The sequence below is a fragment of the Rhodopseudomonas palustris genome (assembly GCF_034479375.1).
In the GTDB taxonomy this organism is placed as follows: domain Bacteria; phylum Pseudomonadota; class Alphaproteobacteria; order Rhizobiales; family Xanthobacteraceae; genus Rhodopseudomonas; species Rhodopseudomonas palustris_M.
In genome coordinates this window covers 1,678,075-1,693,160 of sequence record NZ_CP140155.1, presented here as the reverse complement: position 1 = coordinate 1,693,160, position 15,086 = coordinate 1,678,075, and the positions used below count along the sequence as shown (strand labels likewise).

At 65.6% G+C, this 15,086-nt stretch carries 16 protein-coding genes; 11 read left to right on the top strand and 5 right to left on the bottom strand.

Features of this window, described 5'->3' with window-relative positions; all coding sequences use genetic code 11:
* The first annotated feature begins 114 nt into the window (after positions 1 to 114).
* The 3 genes from ipdC (at position 115) to SR870_RS07615 (ending at position 4,280) form a co-directional block, all read left to right on the top strand.
* Positions 115 to 1,746, top strand: a complete 1,632-nt coding sequence (ipdC, locus tag SR870_RS07625) for an indolepyruvate/phenylpyruvate decarboxylase (protein WP_322517395.1) — start codon at positions 115 to 117, stop codon at positions 1,744 to 1,746.
* A gap of 46 nt (positions 1,747 to 1,792) precedes the next feature.
* A complete protein-coding gene (locus SR870_RS07620; protein ID WP_322517394.1) occupies positions 1,793 to 2,509 on the top strand; it encodes a M15 family metallopeptidase in 717 nt (238 codons plus the stop codon).
* A 121-nt stretch (positions 2,510 to 2,630) separates the two neighbouring features.
* On the top strand, positions 2,631 to 4,280 hold the full coding sequence (locus tag SR870_RS07615) for an acyl-CoA dehydrogenase family protein (protein WP_322517393.1): 1,650 nt from the start codon (positions 2,631 to 2,633) through the stop codon (positions 4,278 to 4,280).
* A gap of 162 nt (positions 4,281 to 4,442) precedes the next feature.
* Here the strand turns inward: SR870_RS07615 and SR870_RS07610 are convergent, their stop codons facing one another.
* A complete protein-coding gene (locus tag SR870_RS07610; RefSeq protein WP_322517392.1) occupies positions 4,443 to 4,829 on the bottom strand; it encodes a YchJ family protein in 387 nt (128 codons plus the stop codon).
* A gap of 30 nt (positions 4,830 to 4,859) precedes the next feature.
* A complete protein-coding gene (ruvX, locus tag SR870_RS07605; protein ID WP_322517391.1) occupies positions 4,860 to 5,342 on the bottom strand; it encodes a Holliday junction resolvase RuvX in 483 nt (160 codons plus the stop codon).
* A gap of 263 nt (positions 5,343 to 5,605) precedes the next feature.
* Here ruvX and SR870_RS07600 point away from each other — a divergent pair, with 263 nt between their 5' ends.
* Positions 5,606 to 7,585: an oleate hydratase gene (locus SR870_RS07600; RefSeq protein ID WP_322517390.1), complete on the top strand. Its 1,980-nt coding sequence runs from the start codon at positions 5,606 to 5,608 to the stop codon at positions 7,583 to 7,585.
* A 59-nt stretch (positions 7,586 to 7,644) separates the two neighbouring features.
* Positions 7,645 to 8,289: a TetR/AcrR family transcriptional regulator gene (locus SR870_RS07595; protein WP_322517389.1), complete on the top strand. Its 645-nt coding sequence runs from the start codon at positions 7,645 to 7,647 to the stop codon at positions 8,287 to 8,289.
* A 10-nt stretch (positions 8,290 to 8,299) separates the two neighbouring features.
* Here SR870_RS07595 and SR870_RS07590 read toward each other — a convergent pair whose 3' ends face one another.
* On the bottom strand, positions 8,300 to 9,247 hold the full coding sequence (locus tag SR870_RS07590) for a cyclase family protein (RefSeq protein WP_322517388.1): 948 nt from the start codon (positions 9,245 to 9,247) through the stop codon (positions 8,300 to 8,302).
* A gap of 313 nt (positions 9,248 to 9,560) precedes the next feature.
* On the opposite strand from SR870_RS07590, the gene SR870_RS07585 reads away from it, so the two are divergent.
* The 3 genes from SR870_RS07585 to SR870_RS07575 all read left to right on the top strand — a co-directional run bounded on the left by SR870_RS07585 (position 9,561) and on the right by SR870_RS07575 (position 11,225).
* A complete protein-coding gene (locus SR870_RS07585) occupies positions 9,561 to 10,637 on the top strand; it encodes a nitronate monooxygenase family protein (protein WP_322517387.1) in 1,077 nt (358 codons plus the stop codon).
* A gap of 83 nt (positions 10,638 to 10,720) precedes the next feature.
* Positions 10,721 to 11,008 (top strand): Asp-tRNA(Asn)/Glu-tRNA(Gln) amidotransferase subunit GatC, encoded by a 288-nt coding sequence (gene gatC / locus SR870_RS07580; protein WP_011441324.1) that lies wholly within the window; start codon positions 10,721 to 10,723, stop codon positions 11,006 to 11,008.
* 10 nt (positions 11,009 to 11,018) lie between these two features.
* Positions 11,019 to 11,225, top strand: a complete 207-nt coding sequence (locus SR870_RS07575; protein WP_322517386.1) for a hypothetical protein — start codon at positions 11,019 to 11,021, stop codon at positions 11,223 to 11,225.
* A 7-nt stretch (positions 11,226 to 11,232) separates the two neighbouring features.
* Here SR870_RS07575 and SR870_RS07570 read toward each other — a convergent pair whose 3' ends face one another.
* Together SR870_RS07570 and SR870_RS07565 are read right to left on the bottom strand one after the other, a co-directional pair.
* Complete coding sequence (locus SR870_RS07570) at positions 11,233 to 11,517, bottom strand: BrnA antitoxin family protein (protein WP_416221135.1); 285 nt, start codon at positions 11,515 to 11,517, stop codon at positions 11,233 to 11,235.
* Positions 11,465 to 11,752, bottom strand: coding sequence for a BrnT family toxin (locus SR870_RS07565; protein ID WP_322517384.1), 288 nt, complete (start codon positions 11,750 to 11,752; stop codon positions 11,465 to 11,467). The genes SR870_RS07570 and SR870_RS07565 overlap by 53 nt, the downstream gene beginning before the upstream one ends.
* 164 nt (positions 11,753 to 11,916) lie before the next feature.
* Between SR870_RS07565 and gatA the strand changes: the two genes are divergently transcribed.
* From gatA to SR870_RS07550, 3 genes are all read left to right on the top strand, one after another.
* On the top strand, positions 11,917 to 13,395 hold the full coding sequence (gene gatA / locus SR870_RS07560) for an Asp-tRNA(Asn)/Glu-tRNA(Gln) amidotransferase subunit GatA (protein ID WP_322517383.1): 1,479 nt from the start codon (positions 11,917 to 11,919) through the stop codon (positions 13,393 to 13,395).
* Positions 13,396 to 13,475: 80 nt separating this feature from the next.
* Complete coding sequence (locus SR870_RS07555; protein ID WP_322517382.1) at positions 13,476 to 14,576, top strand: sensor histidine kinase; 1,101 nt, start codon at positions 13,476 to 13,478, stop codon at positions 14,574 to 14,576.
* Between the two features lie 96 nt (positions 14,577 to 14,672).
* Positions 14,673 to 15,086 (top strand): hypothetical protein, encoded by a 414-nt coding sequence (locus SR870_RS07550; RefSeq protein ID WP_322517381.1) that lies wholly within the window; start codon positions 14,673 to 14,675, stop codon positions 15,084 to 15,086.

Sequence of the window (15,086 nt, the reverse complement as noted above, 5' to 3'; positions counted from 1 at the left end):
GCGAGCCGTACCGCCATGGCTGCAGCGGTGGTGGGGATTCCGCGCTACGTTGGTGGGGAGCGAAGTCTCTGGTAAAGCGGTGCGGACTGTTTCGCGCGACGCAAAGGAGCCCCCATGCCGACGCTTGCGACCGCTTTGCTCGACGCTCTCAAGGATCACGGCGCCAGGGAGATCTTCGGCATCCCCGGGGATTTCGTGCTGCCGTTCTTCAAGGTGATCGAGGAGAGCGGAAGCCTGCCTTATTTCACGCTGAGCCACGAGCCGGCGGTCGGCTTCGCGGCGGATGCGGCGTCGCGCTACCGCGGCGGCATCGGCGTCGCGGTGGTGACCTACGGCGCCGGCGCGTTCAACCTGGTCAATTCGATCGCCGGCGCCTATGCGGAGCGCTCCCCGGTCGTGGTGATCGCCGGCGCGCCGGGCGCTCGCGAACGCACCAGCGGCTATCTGCTGCATCATCAGGTCCGCACCGTCGACACGCAACTCGCGGTGTTCCGGGAAGTCACCTGCGCGCAGGCGGTGCTGGACGATCCGGCGACAGCATCAGCCGAGATCGCCCGGGTGCTGCGCAGCGCGCTGGAACTGTCGCTGCCGGTCTATATCGAATTCCCGCGCGACATGGTCGACGCCAAGGTCGAGCCGGTCGAGAAGCTGCCGCAGCGGGCGGCCGACCCCGGCGCGTGCGCCGAATGTTCCGAGGAGATTCTCGACCGGATCGCCAAGGCCAAGTCGCCGGTGGTCGTGGTCGACGTCGAAATCCGCCGCTACGGCGTCGAGAAAGAGGTCGCAGCTCTCGCCCGCAAGCTCGGGCTGCCGGTGGTCACCACGTTCATGGGCCGCGGCCTGCTCGAAGGCGACGACGACGTCGTTGCCGGCACCTATATGGGCGCGGCCGGCGATCCTGGTCTGTCGGCGCTGGTGGAAGAGTCCGACCTTGTGCTGATGTTCGGCGTGATCCTGTCGGATACGAACTTCGCACTGTCGACCAACATGACCGATCCGCGCCGCACCGTTCTGGCGACCGGGCGCGAAGTGCAGATCGGCCATCACGTCTATCGCGATCTGCCGCTGGCGGATCTGATCGCCGGGCTCGACGCCCACGCCACGCAGCATCCGCCGCGGCCGCGCAACGCCGGGCAGGGCATGGTCTACCCGCGCAAGCTCGTCGCGGATTCAGGCGCGATCGCGCCGTCCGATATCGCCACCGCGATCAACGATCTGTTCGACAAGCACGGCAAGATGCCGATGACGGCCGACATCGGCGATTGCCTGTTCACCGCGATGGAGATCGACAACACCGCGCTGGCGGCGCCGGGTTACTACGCCGGCATGGGTTTCGGCGTGCCGGCCGGCGTCGGCGTCGCGGCGACCGGGTTGCGGCCGCTGATCCTGGTCGGCGACGGCGCGTTCCAGATGACCGGCTGGGAGCTCGGCAATTGCAAGCGCTACGGCCTCGATCCGATCGTGGTGCTGTTCAACAATTGTAGTTGGGAGATGCTGCGGGTGTTCCAGCCGGAGTCGAAGTTCAACGATCTCGACGATTGGCACTTCGCCGACATCGCGCCGTCGATCGGCGGCCATGGCGTGCGCGTCAGAACGCGGGCCGAACTGGCCGCCGCGCTCGATGCCGCGGTCGCGCGGCGCGGGCAGTTCTCGCTGATCGAAGTGATGCTGCCGCGCGGCGCCACCTCGCACACGCTGGCGCGTTTCGTCAAAGGCTTCAAGGCCGCGCGCGAACGGATGAAGTGAGCGCGTGCGCGTGATACGCCGCCTTTCGCTGGCTTTCTTCAGTATTATGCTGACGACGCCAGTGGTTGCGCAACCGCTACCCGGCGACTTTGTCTATCTGCGCGACCTCGATCCGAGCATCCAGCAGGACATCCGCTATGCCGGCGTCAACAATTTCGTCGGCCGCAGGCTGCCCGGCTATGAGGCGAACGAGTGTATCGTCAAGCGTTCGGTCGGGCTGGCCTTGCAGAAGGTGCAGCGCGAACTCGCGCCGCAGAACGTCTCGCTGAAGATGCTCGATTGCTACCGACCGGCGCGGGCGTCGCGCGAGATGGTGGCGTGGGCGCAGGACGGCCACGAGACCGCGGCGCAGCGGCGCTACAATCCGGGCTTCAGCAAGAGCGAGCTGTTCCGGCTCGGCTACATCGCAGAATATTCCGGCCACTCGACCGGCGCCGCGGTCGACGTCACGCTGGTCGATCTCACCGCGCCGCAGGGGCCTTCGTTCGATCCGGACCGGGCCTATGCCGATTGTATCGCGCCGGAAACGCGGCGCGCGCCGGAGGAGAGCGTCGACATGGGCACCGGCTACGACTGCTCCGACGCCAGGGCGCATACCGCGGCCAAATCGATCACGGCGGCGCAGCGCCGCTGGCGCAAGCTGCTGGTGTCGGCGATGGCGCGGCAGGGCTTCGTCAATTTCAGCAAGGAATGGTGGCACTTCTCGCTGCCAGGCGGCGGTCGCCGGGCCTACGATTTTCCGATCGTACGCCGGCTGCGGTAATCGCGGGCGGCGAGGGGGCCGGTCGTAGTCGGACGAGGTGCCACGATCCGCGAACCGGCGTGATCTTGCGCGCGTTTGTGCGTAACATGCCGGCGAATCTCTTTCCCTGCCTGGAACAATCATGACCGACAGCGCTTTCGCGACCCACGACGTCTTCAACCAGTCGCCGCCGTTCGAGGAGGTCGATCTGTTCGGCGCCGACCGGCCGCTGGTCGAGGCGGTGACCTTCAACAATGGCGGTCATGCGCATGTCGAACTGGAGGCGTTCGGGCGGATCTGGGGCTCGGCGCATATGGCCGAGCGCGGCCGGCTCGCCAACGAGCACACGCCGAAACTCAAGACCTTCGACGCCAAGGGCCTGCGCCGCGATCAGGTCGAGTTTCATCCCGCTTATCACGAACTGATGCAGGAGAGCTTCCACGCCGGCATCCACAATTCGACCTGGGACCATCACGGCAAGGCCGCCGGCGGCTCGGCGGAGGTGGTGCGCGCGGCGAAATTCTACATGGCCGCGCAGGTCGAAACCGGGCACCTGTGCCCGGTGACGATGACGCGCGCCTCGGTCGCGGCGCTCGCCGGACAGCCCGATCTGCTGGCGCAGGTGATGCCGGTGCTCGGCACCAAGCGCTACGATCCCGCTTTCGCGCCGTGGGCCGAGAAGCGCGGCATGAGCATCGGCATGGGCATGACCGAGAAGCAGGGCGGCACCGACGTCCGCTCCAATGCGACGCGCGCGATCCGCGACGGCGACGGCTACCGCATCATCGGCCACAAATGGTTCATGTCGGCGCCGATGTGCGACGCCTTCCTGGTGCTGGCGCAGGCCGACGAGGGGCTGAGCTGCTTCTTCATGCCGCGCTTCAAGCCGGACGGCTCGGTCAACGACATCCAGTTTCAGCGGCTGAAGGACAAGCTCGGCAACCGTTCCAATGCGTCGTCGGAAGTCGAATTCACCGGCGCCTATGCGGTGCCGGTCGGCGAGCCGGGGCGGGGCATCCGCACCATCATCCAGATGGTGCAACTGACGCGGCAGGATTGCGCGATCGCCTCCGCCGGATTGATGCGTTCGGGTTTGGCGCATGCGCTGCATCACGCCCGCCATCGCAGCGTGTTCCAGAAGCATCTGATCGATCATTCGCTGATGCAGTCGGTGCTCGCCGACATGGCGCTGCAGGTCGAGGCTTCGGTGGCGCTGGTGATGCGGCTGTGCCGGGCATTCGACCAGGCGCCGTTCGATCATCTCGAGGCCGCCTATATGCGGCTGATGACGCCGGCGGTGAAATACTGGGTGTGCAAATCGGCGCCGCCGTTCGTCTACGAGGCGATGGAGTGTATGGGCGGCAATGGCTATGTCGAGGACGGCATTTTGGCGCGTCACTACCGTGAAGCGCCGGTGAATGCGATCTGGGAAGGCTCCGGCAACGTGATGTGCCTCGACGTGCTGCGCGCGATGTCGCGCGAGAGCGACGCCGGCACCGAGGTGCTGCAGAGCCTGATCCAGGACACCGCCGGTCTGACCGGCGCTCCCGCCGCCGCGAGTCTCGTCGCACGCGCCTTCCTGCAAGCCGACAACGAACGCACCGCGCGGCTCGCGGTGGAGACGCTGGCGAAACTCGCCGCCGCCGCCGCGCTCAACGAAATCCATCCGCCGCACGCCGAACTGTTCGCGCGCACCCGGCTGACGCCGGAGCCGGCGACCATGTACGGCGCTGCGGACCTGTCGGCCGAGCAGGCGCGCAGCCTGCTGGCGCGGGCGCTGCCGGAGATGTGAGTTCAGTCCGCCGTCATATACCCTCGTCATGCCCGCGCTTGTCGCGGGCATTCACGTATTCGGCGGTACGTCGTCCAAAGACGTGGATGGCCGGGACGAGCCCGGCCATGACGGGTGGGTAGGTCCATCTGAATCTTTGAAGCACGCGTCGAGCAAGCGCGTTTAGCCGACCGTAACGCCCTCTGAGAAATACCAGCGGCCTTTGTGCTTGCGGAATTGCGAGCGTTCGTGGTGGGTCTGCTCGGCCGCGCCGCCGCGGCTGAAGCGGGCGACGAATTCGACGGTGCCGCGGCTACCCTTCTCGTGGCGATCGAGCACCAGCAGATCGACGAAAGTCGATTGCTCCATCCAGGTGCGGTTGGCGTCGTGGTCGAACAGCTCGCGCGTGTCGGGATCGGTGGTCTCGACGATGTAGTCGAAATCCTTCAGCGCATAGGCCGCGTAGCGCGAGCGCATCAGCGCTTCCGGCGTCGCGGCGGGGCGGGCGCGGGCGAGCAGGGGTCCGCAGCACTCGTCGTAGGGCTTGCCTGATCCGCAGACGCAGTTCATCGCACCAGGTCCGTCACGATTGAAGATCGATCAGCCGGCGCGGTTCAGCGCCGTCAGCCGGTCGAGCGCACCCTGCAGAATGTAGATCGCGGCGTGTTCGTCAATGATCTTGGCCCGCTTGGCGCGGCTGACGTCGTTGGCGATCAGCTCGCGCTCGACCGCTGCGGTCGACAGTCGCTCGTCCCATAGCCCGATCGGCAGCTCGGTGAGCCTGGCGAAATTGCGCGCGAAGGCGCGGGTGGATTGCACGCGCGGCCCCTCGCTGCCGTCCATGTTCAGCGGCAGCCCGAGCACGAAGCCGCAGCCGTTGCGTTCGGCCGCCAGCGCCAGCAGGCGCTTTGCGTCGGCCGTGAAGGCTGTTCGCGCGACGGTCTCGATCCCGGTGGCGAGCCTGCGGTCGGGATCGGACACGGCGACGCCGATCGTCTTGGTGCCGAGGTCGAGACCGAGCAGGGAGCCGCGCGCCGGCCACAGGGCGGCGGCCTCGATCAGCGGAAGGATGGGAGCAGGCATGGCGTCGCATAGCAGCCCATGGCCAAGGGCGCAAAGCCGATCCCACGCAATCCGGGACGCTCGGTTCTGGCCCGTGAGGAGCCGCCGCGCCGAGAGGAGTAGTTTGGTCTTGGCTGCGAGAATGGTGCTTAAATACCGAAGATCGTGGAGGTTTTCCGACCTGCTGCCCTGATTTGAGCAATATCATCTGTCACTCAAATATCAGTTGATATCTGAAGCAAGTTCGATCGCGTCTCCCGATGCGATCGACGGAAGGGACGACCATGACCGAACCAGTCCGCACTCCGATCCACCCGACTCCCGGCAAGCCCCTGATCGAAGCCAATGTGGGGGCAGGGTTCTGGCGCAAAGGGCCGGCCGATACGCTGCCGCCGCCCGACATGATGGGCCCGTATATGCGTAACCGTCCGGTTCCGGCCGAACAGGTTGAAGGGCGCAAGGCATGGATCATCGGCAGCGGCATCGCCGGGCTGGCGGCCGCCTTCTACATGATCCGGGACGGCGGGATGAAGGGCGAGGACATCACCATCCTCGATACGATGCAGATCGCCGGCGGATCGCTCGACGGCGCAGGCAATGCCGACGATGGCTACATCATCCGCGGCGGCCGCGAGATGAACTTCAACTACGACAATTTCTGGGACCTGTTTCAGGACGTGCCGGCGCTGGAACTGCCCGAGGGCTACAGCGTGCTCGACGAATATCGGCTGGTCAACGACAACGATCCGAACTGGTCGAAGGCGCGGCTGATGCACAGACAGGGCGAGATCCGCGATTTTTCGACGCTCGGCCTGAGCAAGCTGCACCAATGGGAGATCCTCAAGCTGCTGCTCAAGCGCAAGGAAGATCTCGACGACATCACCATCGAGCAATATTTCAGCGCGAGCTTCCTCGAAACCAACTTCTGGTATCTGTGGCGCTCGATGTTCGCCTTCGAGAACTGGCAGAGCCTGCTGGAAATGAAGCTCTACATGCATCGCTTCCTCGATGCGATCGACGGGCTGACCGACATGTCGGCTCTGGTGTTTCCGAAGTACAATCAGTACGACAGCTTCGTCGTGCCGCTGACCCGGATGCTCGAGGGGAAGGGCGTGAAGGTGCAGTTCGGCACAAGGGCCTATGATCTCGACATGGTCGAAGAAGCCGGCCGCCGCACCGTGACCGCGATCCGCTGCAAGAAGGACGGCAAGGACGACAGCATCGCCGTCGGTCCGAACGACGTGGTGTTCGCGCTGACGGGATCGATGACCGAGGGCACGGCTTACGGCGACATGGACACCGCCCCTGTGCTGGCGCGCGGCAATGCCGAACCGGGCGACGACAGCGACTGGATGCTGTGGAAGAACCTGGCGAAGAAGTCGCCCGTGTTCGGCAAGCCTGAAAAATTCTACGGCAATGTCGCGGGCTCGATGTGGGAATCGGCGACGCTGACCTGCAAACCTTCACCGCTAGTCGACAAGCTGAAGGAATTGTCGGTCAACGATCCGTATTCCGGCAAGACCGCCACCGGCGGAATCATCACCTTCACCGATTCCAACTGGGTGCTGAGCTTCACCTGCAACCGCCAGCCGCATTTCCCGACCCAGCCCGACGACGTGCTGGTGCTGTGGGTCTACGCGCTGCTGATGGACAAGGACGGCAATCACGTCAAGAAGCCGATGCCGGCCTGCACCGGCCGGGAAATTGTGGCGGAGCTGTGCTATCATCTGGGGATCGTCGATCAGCTCGACGCGGTCGTGGCCAACACCAAGGCTCGTCTGGCGCTGATGCCCTATATCACCGCGCAATTCATGCCGCGGGCGGCGGGCGATCGCCCGCGCGTCGTGCCCGAGGGCTGCACCAACCTCGCCCTGATGGGTCAATTTGTCGAGACCAGCAACGACATCATCTTCACGATGGAAGCCTCGGTGCGCACGGCGCGGATCGGCGTCTATACGCTGCTGGGCCTGCCCAAGCAGGTCGCCGACATCAGCCCGACGCAATACGACATCCGCAACCTGCTGAAGGGGGCGCGCGCGATGAACAACAACGAGCCGTTCCCGGGCGAGCGGCTGTTGCATCGCCTGCTCGACAACACTTACTACGCCCATATCCTGCCGCTGCTGCCGGAGCACGACGACACCTTGCGCGAACGCGCCGAGGCCGAACTGTCCACGCTGCTGGGGAAGGGAAGCCAGGCGCTCGGCGCGGTCGTCGGCTGGCTCGACCGGATGCGGGACGGACTGCGAGACACATCGAAATAACGACGAGCGGAGGGAAGCGGGAACGCTTCCTTCCGCTCGCGTTGCAACGGACCGATCGAATGCGAAAGACACGGGAACAGAGCCGGCTGGAGACGCGGGAACGCCTGATCGCGTCGGCCCATGCCGCGATCCGGCGCGACGGCATCGGCGGCCTGTCGCTGCGCCGGCTGTGCGAGGAGGCCGGCTATTCCCAGGGCGCGTTCTACTCGAACTTCGCCAGTCGCGACGACCTGCTGCTGGTGCTGATGCAGCGACACGTGCTCGGCGAAGTGGAAACGCTGCGGCGCCTGGTCCAGGTGATGGACGGTGAGGCTCTGGGCGATGTTCCTGCAACGGTCGCCGCGCGGCTCGCCGATCTGGCGAAGCAGACCGAATGGTCGCTACTATCCATCGAACTGCAACTGCACGCCCAGCGCGATGCGCGGTTCGCCGACGCCTACAACGCGGCAAAGATCAGCTATCATGCCGAGTTCGCGCGGCTGGTCGAGGATATCCTGCAACGCCACAACCTCGCGCCGGCGCTGCCGCCGCTGCAGATCGGCATCGGCCTCTACGCGCTGTGGTCGGGCCTTGCCGTGCAGGGCACGGTTCCGGGCGCCGGGCCGCGCGATGAAATCTTTCTTGCGTTTCTGCGCGCCGTGATCGGCGGATCGCCATCGCCCGCTGACGGGAGACAGCCCTCCGCCGATCAGTCGGCATCGTGAGAAATGGCGGTCAGCGGATCGCCACCGGATTGATCATGCTCTGCACCGCGCCCTTGAACCGCGGCTGGCCGAGCACGAACATGAACTCGTAGACCTTGTCGCGGGCGAGGTCGGCGGTGTTCATGTTTTCCAGGATGTAGGTGCCGTTCATCGGCAGCAGGATCTGGTGGACCTCGAAGATGTTCTTGCTCTCGAACGGCACAACCTCGACGCCCCAGGTGTCGGCGCCGACCGCGACCACGCCCTTCGAGGTCAGATATTTCGCACCCTCGACGCCGACGCCGGGTTCGCCGGTGTTGTAGCGCTTGTCGTCCTTGCCGATCAGGCTGATCCAGCCGGTGTGAAACAGCACGACGTCGCCCTGACGGATTTCGACGCCCTGCTTCTTGGCGACTTCCTCGATCTCCTTGACGTTGAAGGCGGTGCCTTCCTTGACCACGTCGGTGCCGAAATGCGCCGCCATGTCGAGCAGCACGCCGCGCGTCACCATCGGCGGCACCTTGTCGATGCCGAGCTTCTTCAGGCCGGTCGCGTCGCCGAAATCGGCGATCTTGTTGCCGTTGTAGTAGACGTGCTCGACGCCGATATGACCGAGGCCGTCGATCTGGCTGCCGACCCCGACCCAGCCCTCGATGATGTCGTCATTGTAGGTGGTCTTGCTCGGGCCCATGCCGGGGCTGCCGGCCTGGCCGGGCTGCACGACGGTGATCTTGAAGGCGCGCGGCGGATAGGCGGGGGTCTTGGTATCGACCGGGATGCCGAGCGCGTAGACTTTGCCGGTCTTCACCAGTTGCGCGGCCTTCAGAGCCAGTTCGGGCGTCAGATAGTTGGCGGCGCCGATCTCGTCGTCGGGCCCCCATTTCGATTTGGTCCAGTCCTGTGCAGGGGCTTGGGCCTGGGCAATTCCGATCGAGCCCAGCAAAGCCAGCGTGCAGCCGAGCGTCAGCATCTTCAGCATGGCAGTTTTCTCCCGATTTTTGTTTCTTGACGATTGTCGTCGGACCGCGATGCCGTTGCCGGTCGCGTGCCGCGCGCGATCTTCGGCCGGAACACGAACCCGCGCCATCGGCATCATTCGGCGCGACGACACGGCGCGGCGCTACAAATCGCCGCAGAAATCAGGACCGCTCTTGCTGTGGTGCAAAAGTGCGTCGCTGCAATCGCGAACGAGGTCGCTTGGTCCCGGATAGCCGGGGGGCCGAACTGCGTGCTAAAGCGGCAGCGGCGAGCAAAGACGCCCGCCGCCGTTCCCCTCATCGCGAGCGTTGACCATGTGGCCGGATCGCCGTCTTCTCGACCTGTTCGATATCGAGTTTCCATTCGTACTGGCGCCGATGGCTGGGGCGATGGATACGGAGCTCGCGATCGCGGTGGCGCGCGGCGGCGCGCTGGCGTCGCTGCCTTGCGCGATGCTGACCGCGGACAAAGTGCGCGAGCAGGTCGGGATCTTCCGCCAGCAGGTGTCGGCACCGATCAATCTGAATTTTTTCTGCCACACGCCCACCGCCGCCGATCCGGCGCGCGAGGCTGTGTGGAAGCAGAGGCTCGGTGCCTACTATCAGGAATTCGGCCTCGATCCGGCGGCGCCGGTGGCCGGCGCCAATCGTGCGCCGTTCGATGCGGCGATGTGCGAACTGGTCGAGGAATTGAAGCCGGCGGCTGTCAGCTTTCATTTCGGCCTGCCGGACGAGCCGTTGCTGCAGCGCGTGAAGGACGCCGGCTGCCGCGTGCTGGCGTCGGCGACGATCGTTCGCGAGGCGATCTGGCTCGAGGAGCGCGGCGCCGATCTGATCATCGCACAGGGCGCCGAGGCGGGCGGCCATCGCGGCATGTTCCTGACCGAGACCATCGCCGAGCAGCCGGGCCTGTTCGCGCTACTGCCGCAGGTGGTCGATGCGGTGCGGGTGCCGGTGATCGCCGCTGGCGGCATCGCCGATGGACGAGGCGTCGCCGCGGCGCTGGCGCTCGGGGCGTGCGGCGTGCAGATCGGCACGGCCTATCTGCGCTGTCCGGAATCGCGGATCAGCGCGCCGGCACGCGCCGCGCTGGCGCAGGCCACCGACGCGTCGACCGTCATCACCAATGTCATGACCGGCCGGCCGGCGCGCGGCGTCGCCAATCGGGTGATGCGCGAAATCGGGCCACTGTCCGCTGACGCGCCGGCATTTCCTCATGCAGCTTCGGCGCTCGCGCCGCTCAAGGCCGCGGCGGAGAAACTGGGCCGCACCGACTTCACCAACCTCTGGGCCGGGCAGGCGGTGCGCCTGGGCCGTGACATGCCGGCGGCGGAATTGACCCGTGCGCTGGCCGGCTCCGCGCTGGCGCGGCTGAGCCGGCTCGCCGGCTGATCCGGCCCAGCCGGCGAGGTTGCGGCGCCAAAGCCGGCTCTGCTATACGGCGCGGATCGATATCTCCGGAAAGGCCATATATAATGTCGGTCGATGCCGCCACCGTCCGCCGCATTGCGCATCTGGCGCGGATCGCCGTGACCGACGACGAGGTCCCGCATCTGCAGGGTGAACTGAATGCGATGCTGGCGTTCGTCGAGCAGCTTTCGGAGGTCGACGTCGACGGCGTCGAGCCGATGACCTCGGTGACGCCGATGCAGATGAAGAAGCGCGCCGACGTGGTCAATGACGGCGAGATCGCCGATCAGGTCGTGGCGAACGCGCCGGCGACGGAAGATCATTTCTTCCTGGTGCCGAAGGTGGTCGAATAGGAGCGTGCCGATGTGCCTGCTGTGCGACGACGAGAAGGCCTATCAAGCCTATATGGACTATCTCGACGCCATGGAGCGCCAGGGCAAGGTCGCCGATCCCGACAAGGCGATGGACGCGGTGCTGGACGGCCTGCAGGCCGCCGACAAGGCCAGGCGCGACGCGCCCGAGAACGACAAGACGCTGTCGCCGTTCTTCTGCAGCCCGGTCAATAAATAGAGGCTCGCTACGCCTTCTTCAGCTTGCGGACGCGGCGCAGGTCGGCGTTGATCTGCGACTGCCAGCCGGCGCCGAGCGCGCGATAGGCGTCCAGCACGTCGGCATCCAGCCGCAGCGTCACCGAGCTTTTCGGCTGCGCTCCCAGCGGCGGACGGCCGCGGCGGATGATCTTGTCGCCGTCGCGGATTTCACCGGTCCGGAAAAATTCGTCGAGCAATTCGGGGGCGTCGTCGGGATCGTCAGTCAAAGGCTCGCCGAAAGAGCGCGGCCCAGCGGACTTCTTCCTTGGCATGACAGTACCTCATCGAAATAACGTGACGGTCGCCGTTACGAGGCGTCCAGACAATGACGACCATGCGTGAACCGACATATCCGGCCGTGATGTAACGGCTCTCTCCGTAGTCGAACCGATCGTCGAGCTTCGTCACGATGCGTCCGGCAAAAGCCGTTGCAGCATCCATGGCGAAATCGAGACCGCGATGCCGCCGGGTCCAATCGCGTTTTGCCGGATCGAACGTGATCGCCATTGAATTATGTAACTACAATAATCTTGCCGTCAATGGGCCGACTGTAGCCGTGGCGCGCAGATCGGCGCAATCGCTTCAATTCCGGGGGGCGCTGTGCTAGCCAGCCGCAAGTCGCGGCGCTTCGCGCGCGATCCCGGATCTGCCAGACACGCGTGCTTTGACCCATGACCGACCTGACATCGCTGACGCTCGCCGAGGCCCGTGACGGCCTGGCGCAAAAGTCCTTCACCGCGGTCGAGCTGACCGAGGCGCATCTTGCGGCGATCGAGGCCGCGCGTGAACTCAATGCCTATGTGCTGGAGACGCCGGAGCAGGCGCGGCAGATGGCGCAGGCGGCGGATGCGCAGATTGCCAAGGGCGAGAGCGGGCCGCTCGCCGGCATCCCGCTCGGCATCAAGGACCTGTTCGCGACCAAGGACACGCGGACCACGGCCTGTTCGAAAATTCTCGGCGACTTCCGGCCGCCCTACGAGTCCACCGTCACCACGCAGCTCTGGCGCGACGGCGCGGTGCTGCTCGGCAAGCTCAACAACGACGAGTTCGCGATGGGCTCGTCGAACGAGACCTCGTGCTTCGGGCCAGTGGTCAATCCGTGGCGCCGCGCGGGCTCGGATGCCCAGCTGGTCCCCGGCGGCTCATCGGGCGGCTCGGCCGCGGCGGTCGCCGCGGGCCTCTGTCTCGGTGCCACCGCCACCGACACCGGCGGCTCGATCCGGCAGCCGGCCGCCTTCACCGGCACGGTCGGCATCAAGCCGACCTATGGCCGCTGCTCGCGCTGGGGCATCGTCGCGTTCGCGTCGTCGCTCGACCAGGCCGGGCCGATCGCCCGCACCGTGCGCGACAGCGCGATCCTGCTGCGCTCGATGGCCGGCTTTGACCCGAAGGACACCACCTCGGTCGAGCGCCCGGTGCCGAACTACGAGGCCGCGATCGGCGGCTCGGTGAAGGGCATGAAAATCGGCATTCCGAAGGAGTACCGGCTCGACGGCATGCCGGCCGAGATCGAGAAATTGTGGATGCAGGGCGCCGAGTGGCTCAAGGCCGCCGGCGCCGAACTGGTCGAGGTGTCGCTGCCGCACACCAAATACGCGTTGCCGGCCTATTACATTGTGGCACCTGCGGAAGCCTCGTCGAACCTCGCGCGCTATGACGGCGTCCGCTACGGCGCCCGCGTCAACGGCCGCAACATCGTCGAGATGTACGAGAACACTCGTGCCGCCGGCTTCGGCGCCGAGGTCAAGCGCCGCATCATGATCGGAACCTATGTGCTGTCGGCCGGCTATTACGACGCCTATTATCTGCGCGCCCAGAAGGTCCGCACCCTGATCAAGCGGGATTTCGAGCAATGCTTCGACCAGGGCGTTTCCGCGATCCTGACGCCGGCGACGCCGTCGGCGGCGTTCGGCATCGGCGAGAAGGGCGGCGCCGATCCGGTCGAAATGTATCTGAACGACATCTTCACGGTGACGGTGAACATGGCGGGCCTTCCCGGCATCGCGGTTCCCGCCGGCGCCGATGGGCAGGGGCTGCCGCTCGGGCTGCAACTGATCGGGCGGCCGTTCGACGAGGAAACTCTGTTCTCGCTCGGCGAGGTGATCGAGCAGGCGGCGGGGCGTTTCACGCCCGACAGATGGTGGGCGTAGTCCGCCCGCAACGCACCCGGTTTTGCGTTGCGTTTCCCGTTTTGTTTGGCCATGCTCGAACGAGTGGGCAGGATTGTTGAATGAGCGCCGATGATGGGGTGCCGTCCGCGCAGAGCGTCGACGGGATTTTGGGATCGTCCGAGATCGCGGTCGCGATCGAAAACGACCGCTACAAGCATCTGCTCGACAATGTTCCGGTTGCCGTCGCGGTGTCGCGGGGCAACGGCGAAGACCAGCGGATCGTCTATATCAACCACGCCTTCGAAGATCTGATGTCGCTGACCCCGGCAGATGTCGAGGGGCAGGGCTGGAGCTGCCTCGACGCGCTGGTCAATGAAGACGATGCGGCGCAATTGCTCGGCGCGGCGATCCGCGACGGCGAGGATTTCATCGGCGTATTCCGCCCCGCCGCGCCGTCCGAGCGGGTGCTGATCGTGCAGGCCTACGCCTCGGTGATCGAAAGCGACGACGGCGTCGAGAATTTCCGGATCGCGGCGCTGGTCGACGTCGGCGGCCGCGAGCGGGCGCAGATCGAGCTTTTCGAGTCGCAGATCCGCGAACGCGATACGCTGATGCGCGAGCTGCAGCATCGGGTGAAGAACAATCTGCAATTGGTCACGGCATTGGTTCGGCTCGAAGCGCGATCGGCGGCTGAAGGCGAGAACGTCGCATTGGCGCGGCTGGCGAGCCGGATCGATGCGCTGACCGCGCTGTACCGGATTCTGTCCGCGGACAATGCCGCCGGCAGCGATATCGATCTCGGCCAGTACCTCTCGGACGTCACCGAGGCGGTGATGCAGGCCCATGGCAGCGAGGCGATTTCCTACGAGCTCAGCGCCACCTATTGCCCGCTGTCGGTCAACATCGCGATGCCGGCCGGGCTGCTGGTCAACGAGATGCTGACCAACGCGCTGAAATACGCCTTCGTCGGGCGGGCTGGCGGCCGCATCAAGGTGATCTGCAGCGTCGACAACGGCCGTGTCTCGGTGATCGTGTCGGACGACGGCGCCGGCCTGCCGGAAGGCCAGGAATGGCCGTCGCCGCGCAAGCTCGGCGCGCTGATCCTGCAGACACTCAAGGAAAACGCCCGCAACGTCACGTTCCGGGCAGAGAGCATTCGCGGGCAGGGCACGCTGTTCGCCCTCGGTTTCGAAGCGCCGCCGGCTCCCGCAGCGAATTGACTGCCCGCATTGGTCACGGCCGAGGTGCATGGGCGCACCGATTGACGTTTTTCAAACAATAGTTACTGTGTAACTATTGTTGTTGTGGGAGGGGTTATGGGCAAGTATGAGCCGTTGACCGAATTCCTGAAGAAACAGTCCGACGCGGAAGTGCGGATGAGCTTCACGCAAATCGAGCGCGTGATCGGCAGCAAGCTTCCGCCGGTCGCGCAACGCCACCGCGCATGGTGGAGCAATTCGCCGACCAATAATGTGATGACGAAGGCTTGGCTCGAGGCTGGATTTCGCAGCGAGCAGGTCGATATGGAGAGCGGCAGACTGGTGTTTCGCCGCGAGCAGCCGGCTGAATCGCGACGCGTTGCGGCCGGTGCGAAGCCGGGGCGCCATCCGCTGTTTGGATGCATGAAAGGCACGGTTCACGTTCCGGAAGGTGTCGATCTAGCTGCCCCTGCGGATCCTGAGTGGGGCGAAATCGCCTATGGAAGGGACCTGCCGGAGAGGTTGCGATAA

Excerpts from the sequence above, each read along its gene's own strand:
- SR870_RS07615 (WP_322517393.1), top strand. The coding sequence starts at position 2,631 with ATGACCGACAGCGCTTTCGCGACCCACGACGTCTTCAACCAGTCGCCG.
- SR870_RS07610 (WP_322517392.1), bottom strand. The coding sequence starts at position 4,829 with ATGAACTGCGTCTGCGGATCAGGCAAGCCCTACGACGAGTGCTGCGGA.
- ruvX (WP_322517391.1), bottom strand. The coding sequence starts at position 5,342 with ATGCCTGCTCCCATCCTTCCGCTGATCGAGGCCGCCGCCCTGTGGCCG.
- SR870_RS07620 (WP_322517394.1), top strand. The coding sequence starts at position 1,793 with ATGCTGACGACGCCAGTGGTTGCGCAACCGCTACCCGGCGACTTTGTC.
- gatC (WP_011441324.1), top strand. The coding sequence starts at position 10,721 with ATGTCGGTCGATGCCGCCACCGTCCGCCGCATTGCGCATCTGGCGCGG.
- SR870_RS07555 (WP_322517382.1), top strand. The coding sequence starts at position 13,476 with ATGAGCGCCGATGATGGGGTGCCGTCCGCGCAGAGCGTCGACGGGATT.
- SR870_RS07585 (WP_322517387.1), top strand. The coding sequence starts at position 9,561 with ATGTGGCCGGATCGCCGTCTTCTCGACCTGTTCGATATCGAGTTTCCA.
- SR870_RS07550 (WP_322517381.1), top strand. The coding sequence starts at position 14,673 with ATGGGCAAGTATGAGCCGTTGACCGAATTCCTGAAGAAACAGTCCGAC.
- ipdC (WP_322517395.1), top strand. The coding sequence starts at position 115 with ATGCCGACGCTTGCGACCGCTTTGCTCGACGCTCTCAAGGATCACGGC.
- SR870_RS07570 (WP_416221135.1), bottom strand. The coding sequence starts at position 11,517 with ATGCCAAGGAAGAAGTCCGCTGGGCCGCGCTCTTTCGGCGAGCCTTTG.
- gatA (WP_322517383.1), top strand. The coding sequence starts at position 11,917 with ATGACCGACCTGACATCGCTGACGCTCGCCGAGGCCCGTGACGGCCTG.
- SR870_RS07590 (WP_322517388.1), bottom strand. The coding sequence starts at position 9,247 with ATGCTGAAGATGCTGACGCTCGGCTGCACGCTGGCTTTGCTGGGCTCG.
- SR870_RS07600 (WP_322517390.1), top strand. The coding sequence starts at position 5,606 with ATGACCGAACCAGTCCGCACTCCGATCCACCCGACTCCCGGCAAGCCC.
- SR870_RS07575 (WP_322517386.1), top strand. The coding sequence starts at position 11,019 with ATGTGCCTGCTGTGCGACGACGAGAAGGCCTATCAAGCCTATATGGAC.
- SR870_RS07565 (WP_322517384.1), bottom strand. The coding sequence starts at position 11,752 with ATGGCGATCACGTTCGATCCGGCAAAACGCGATTGGACCCGGCGGCAT.
- SR870_RS07595 (WP_322517389.1), top strand. The coding sequence starts at position 7,645 with ATGCGAAAGACACGGGAACAGAGCCGGCTGGAGACGCGGGAACGCCTG.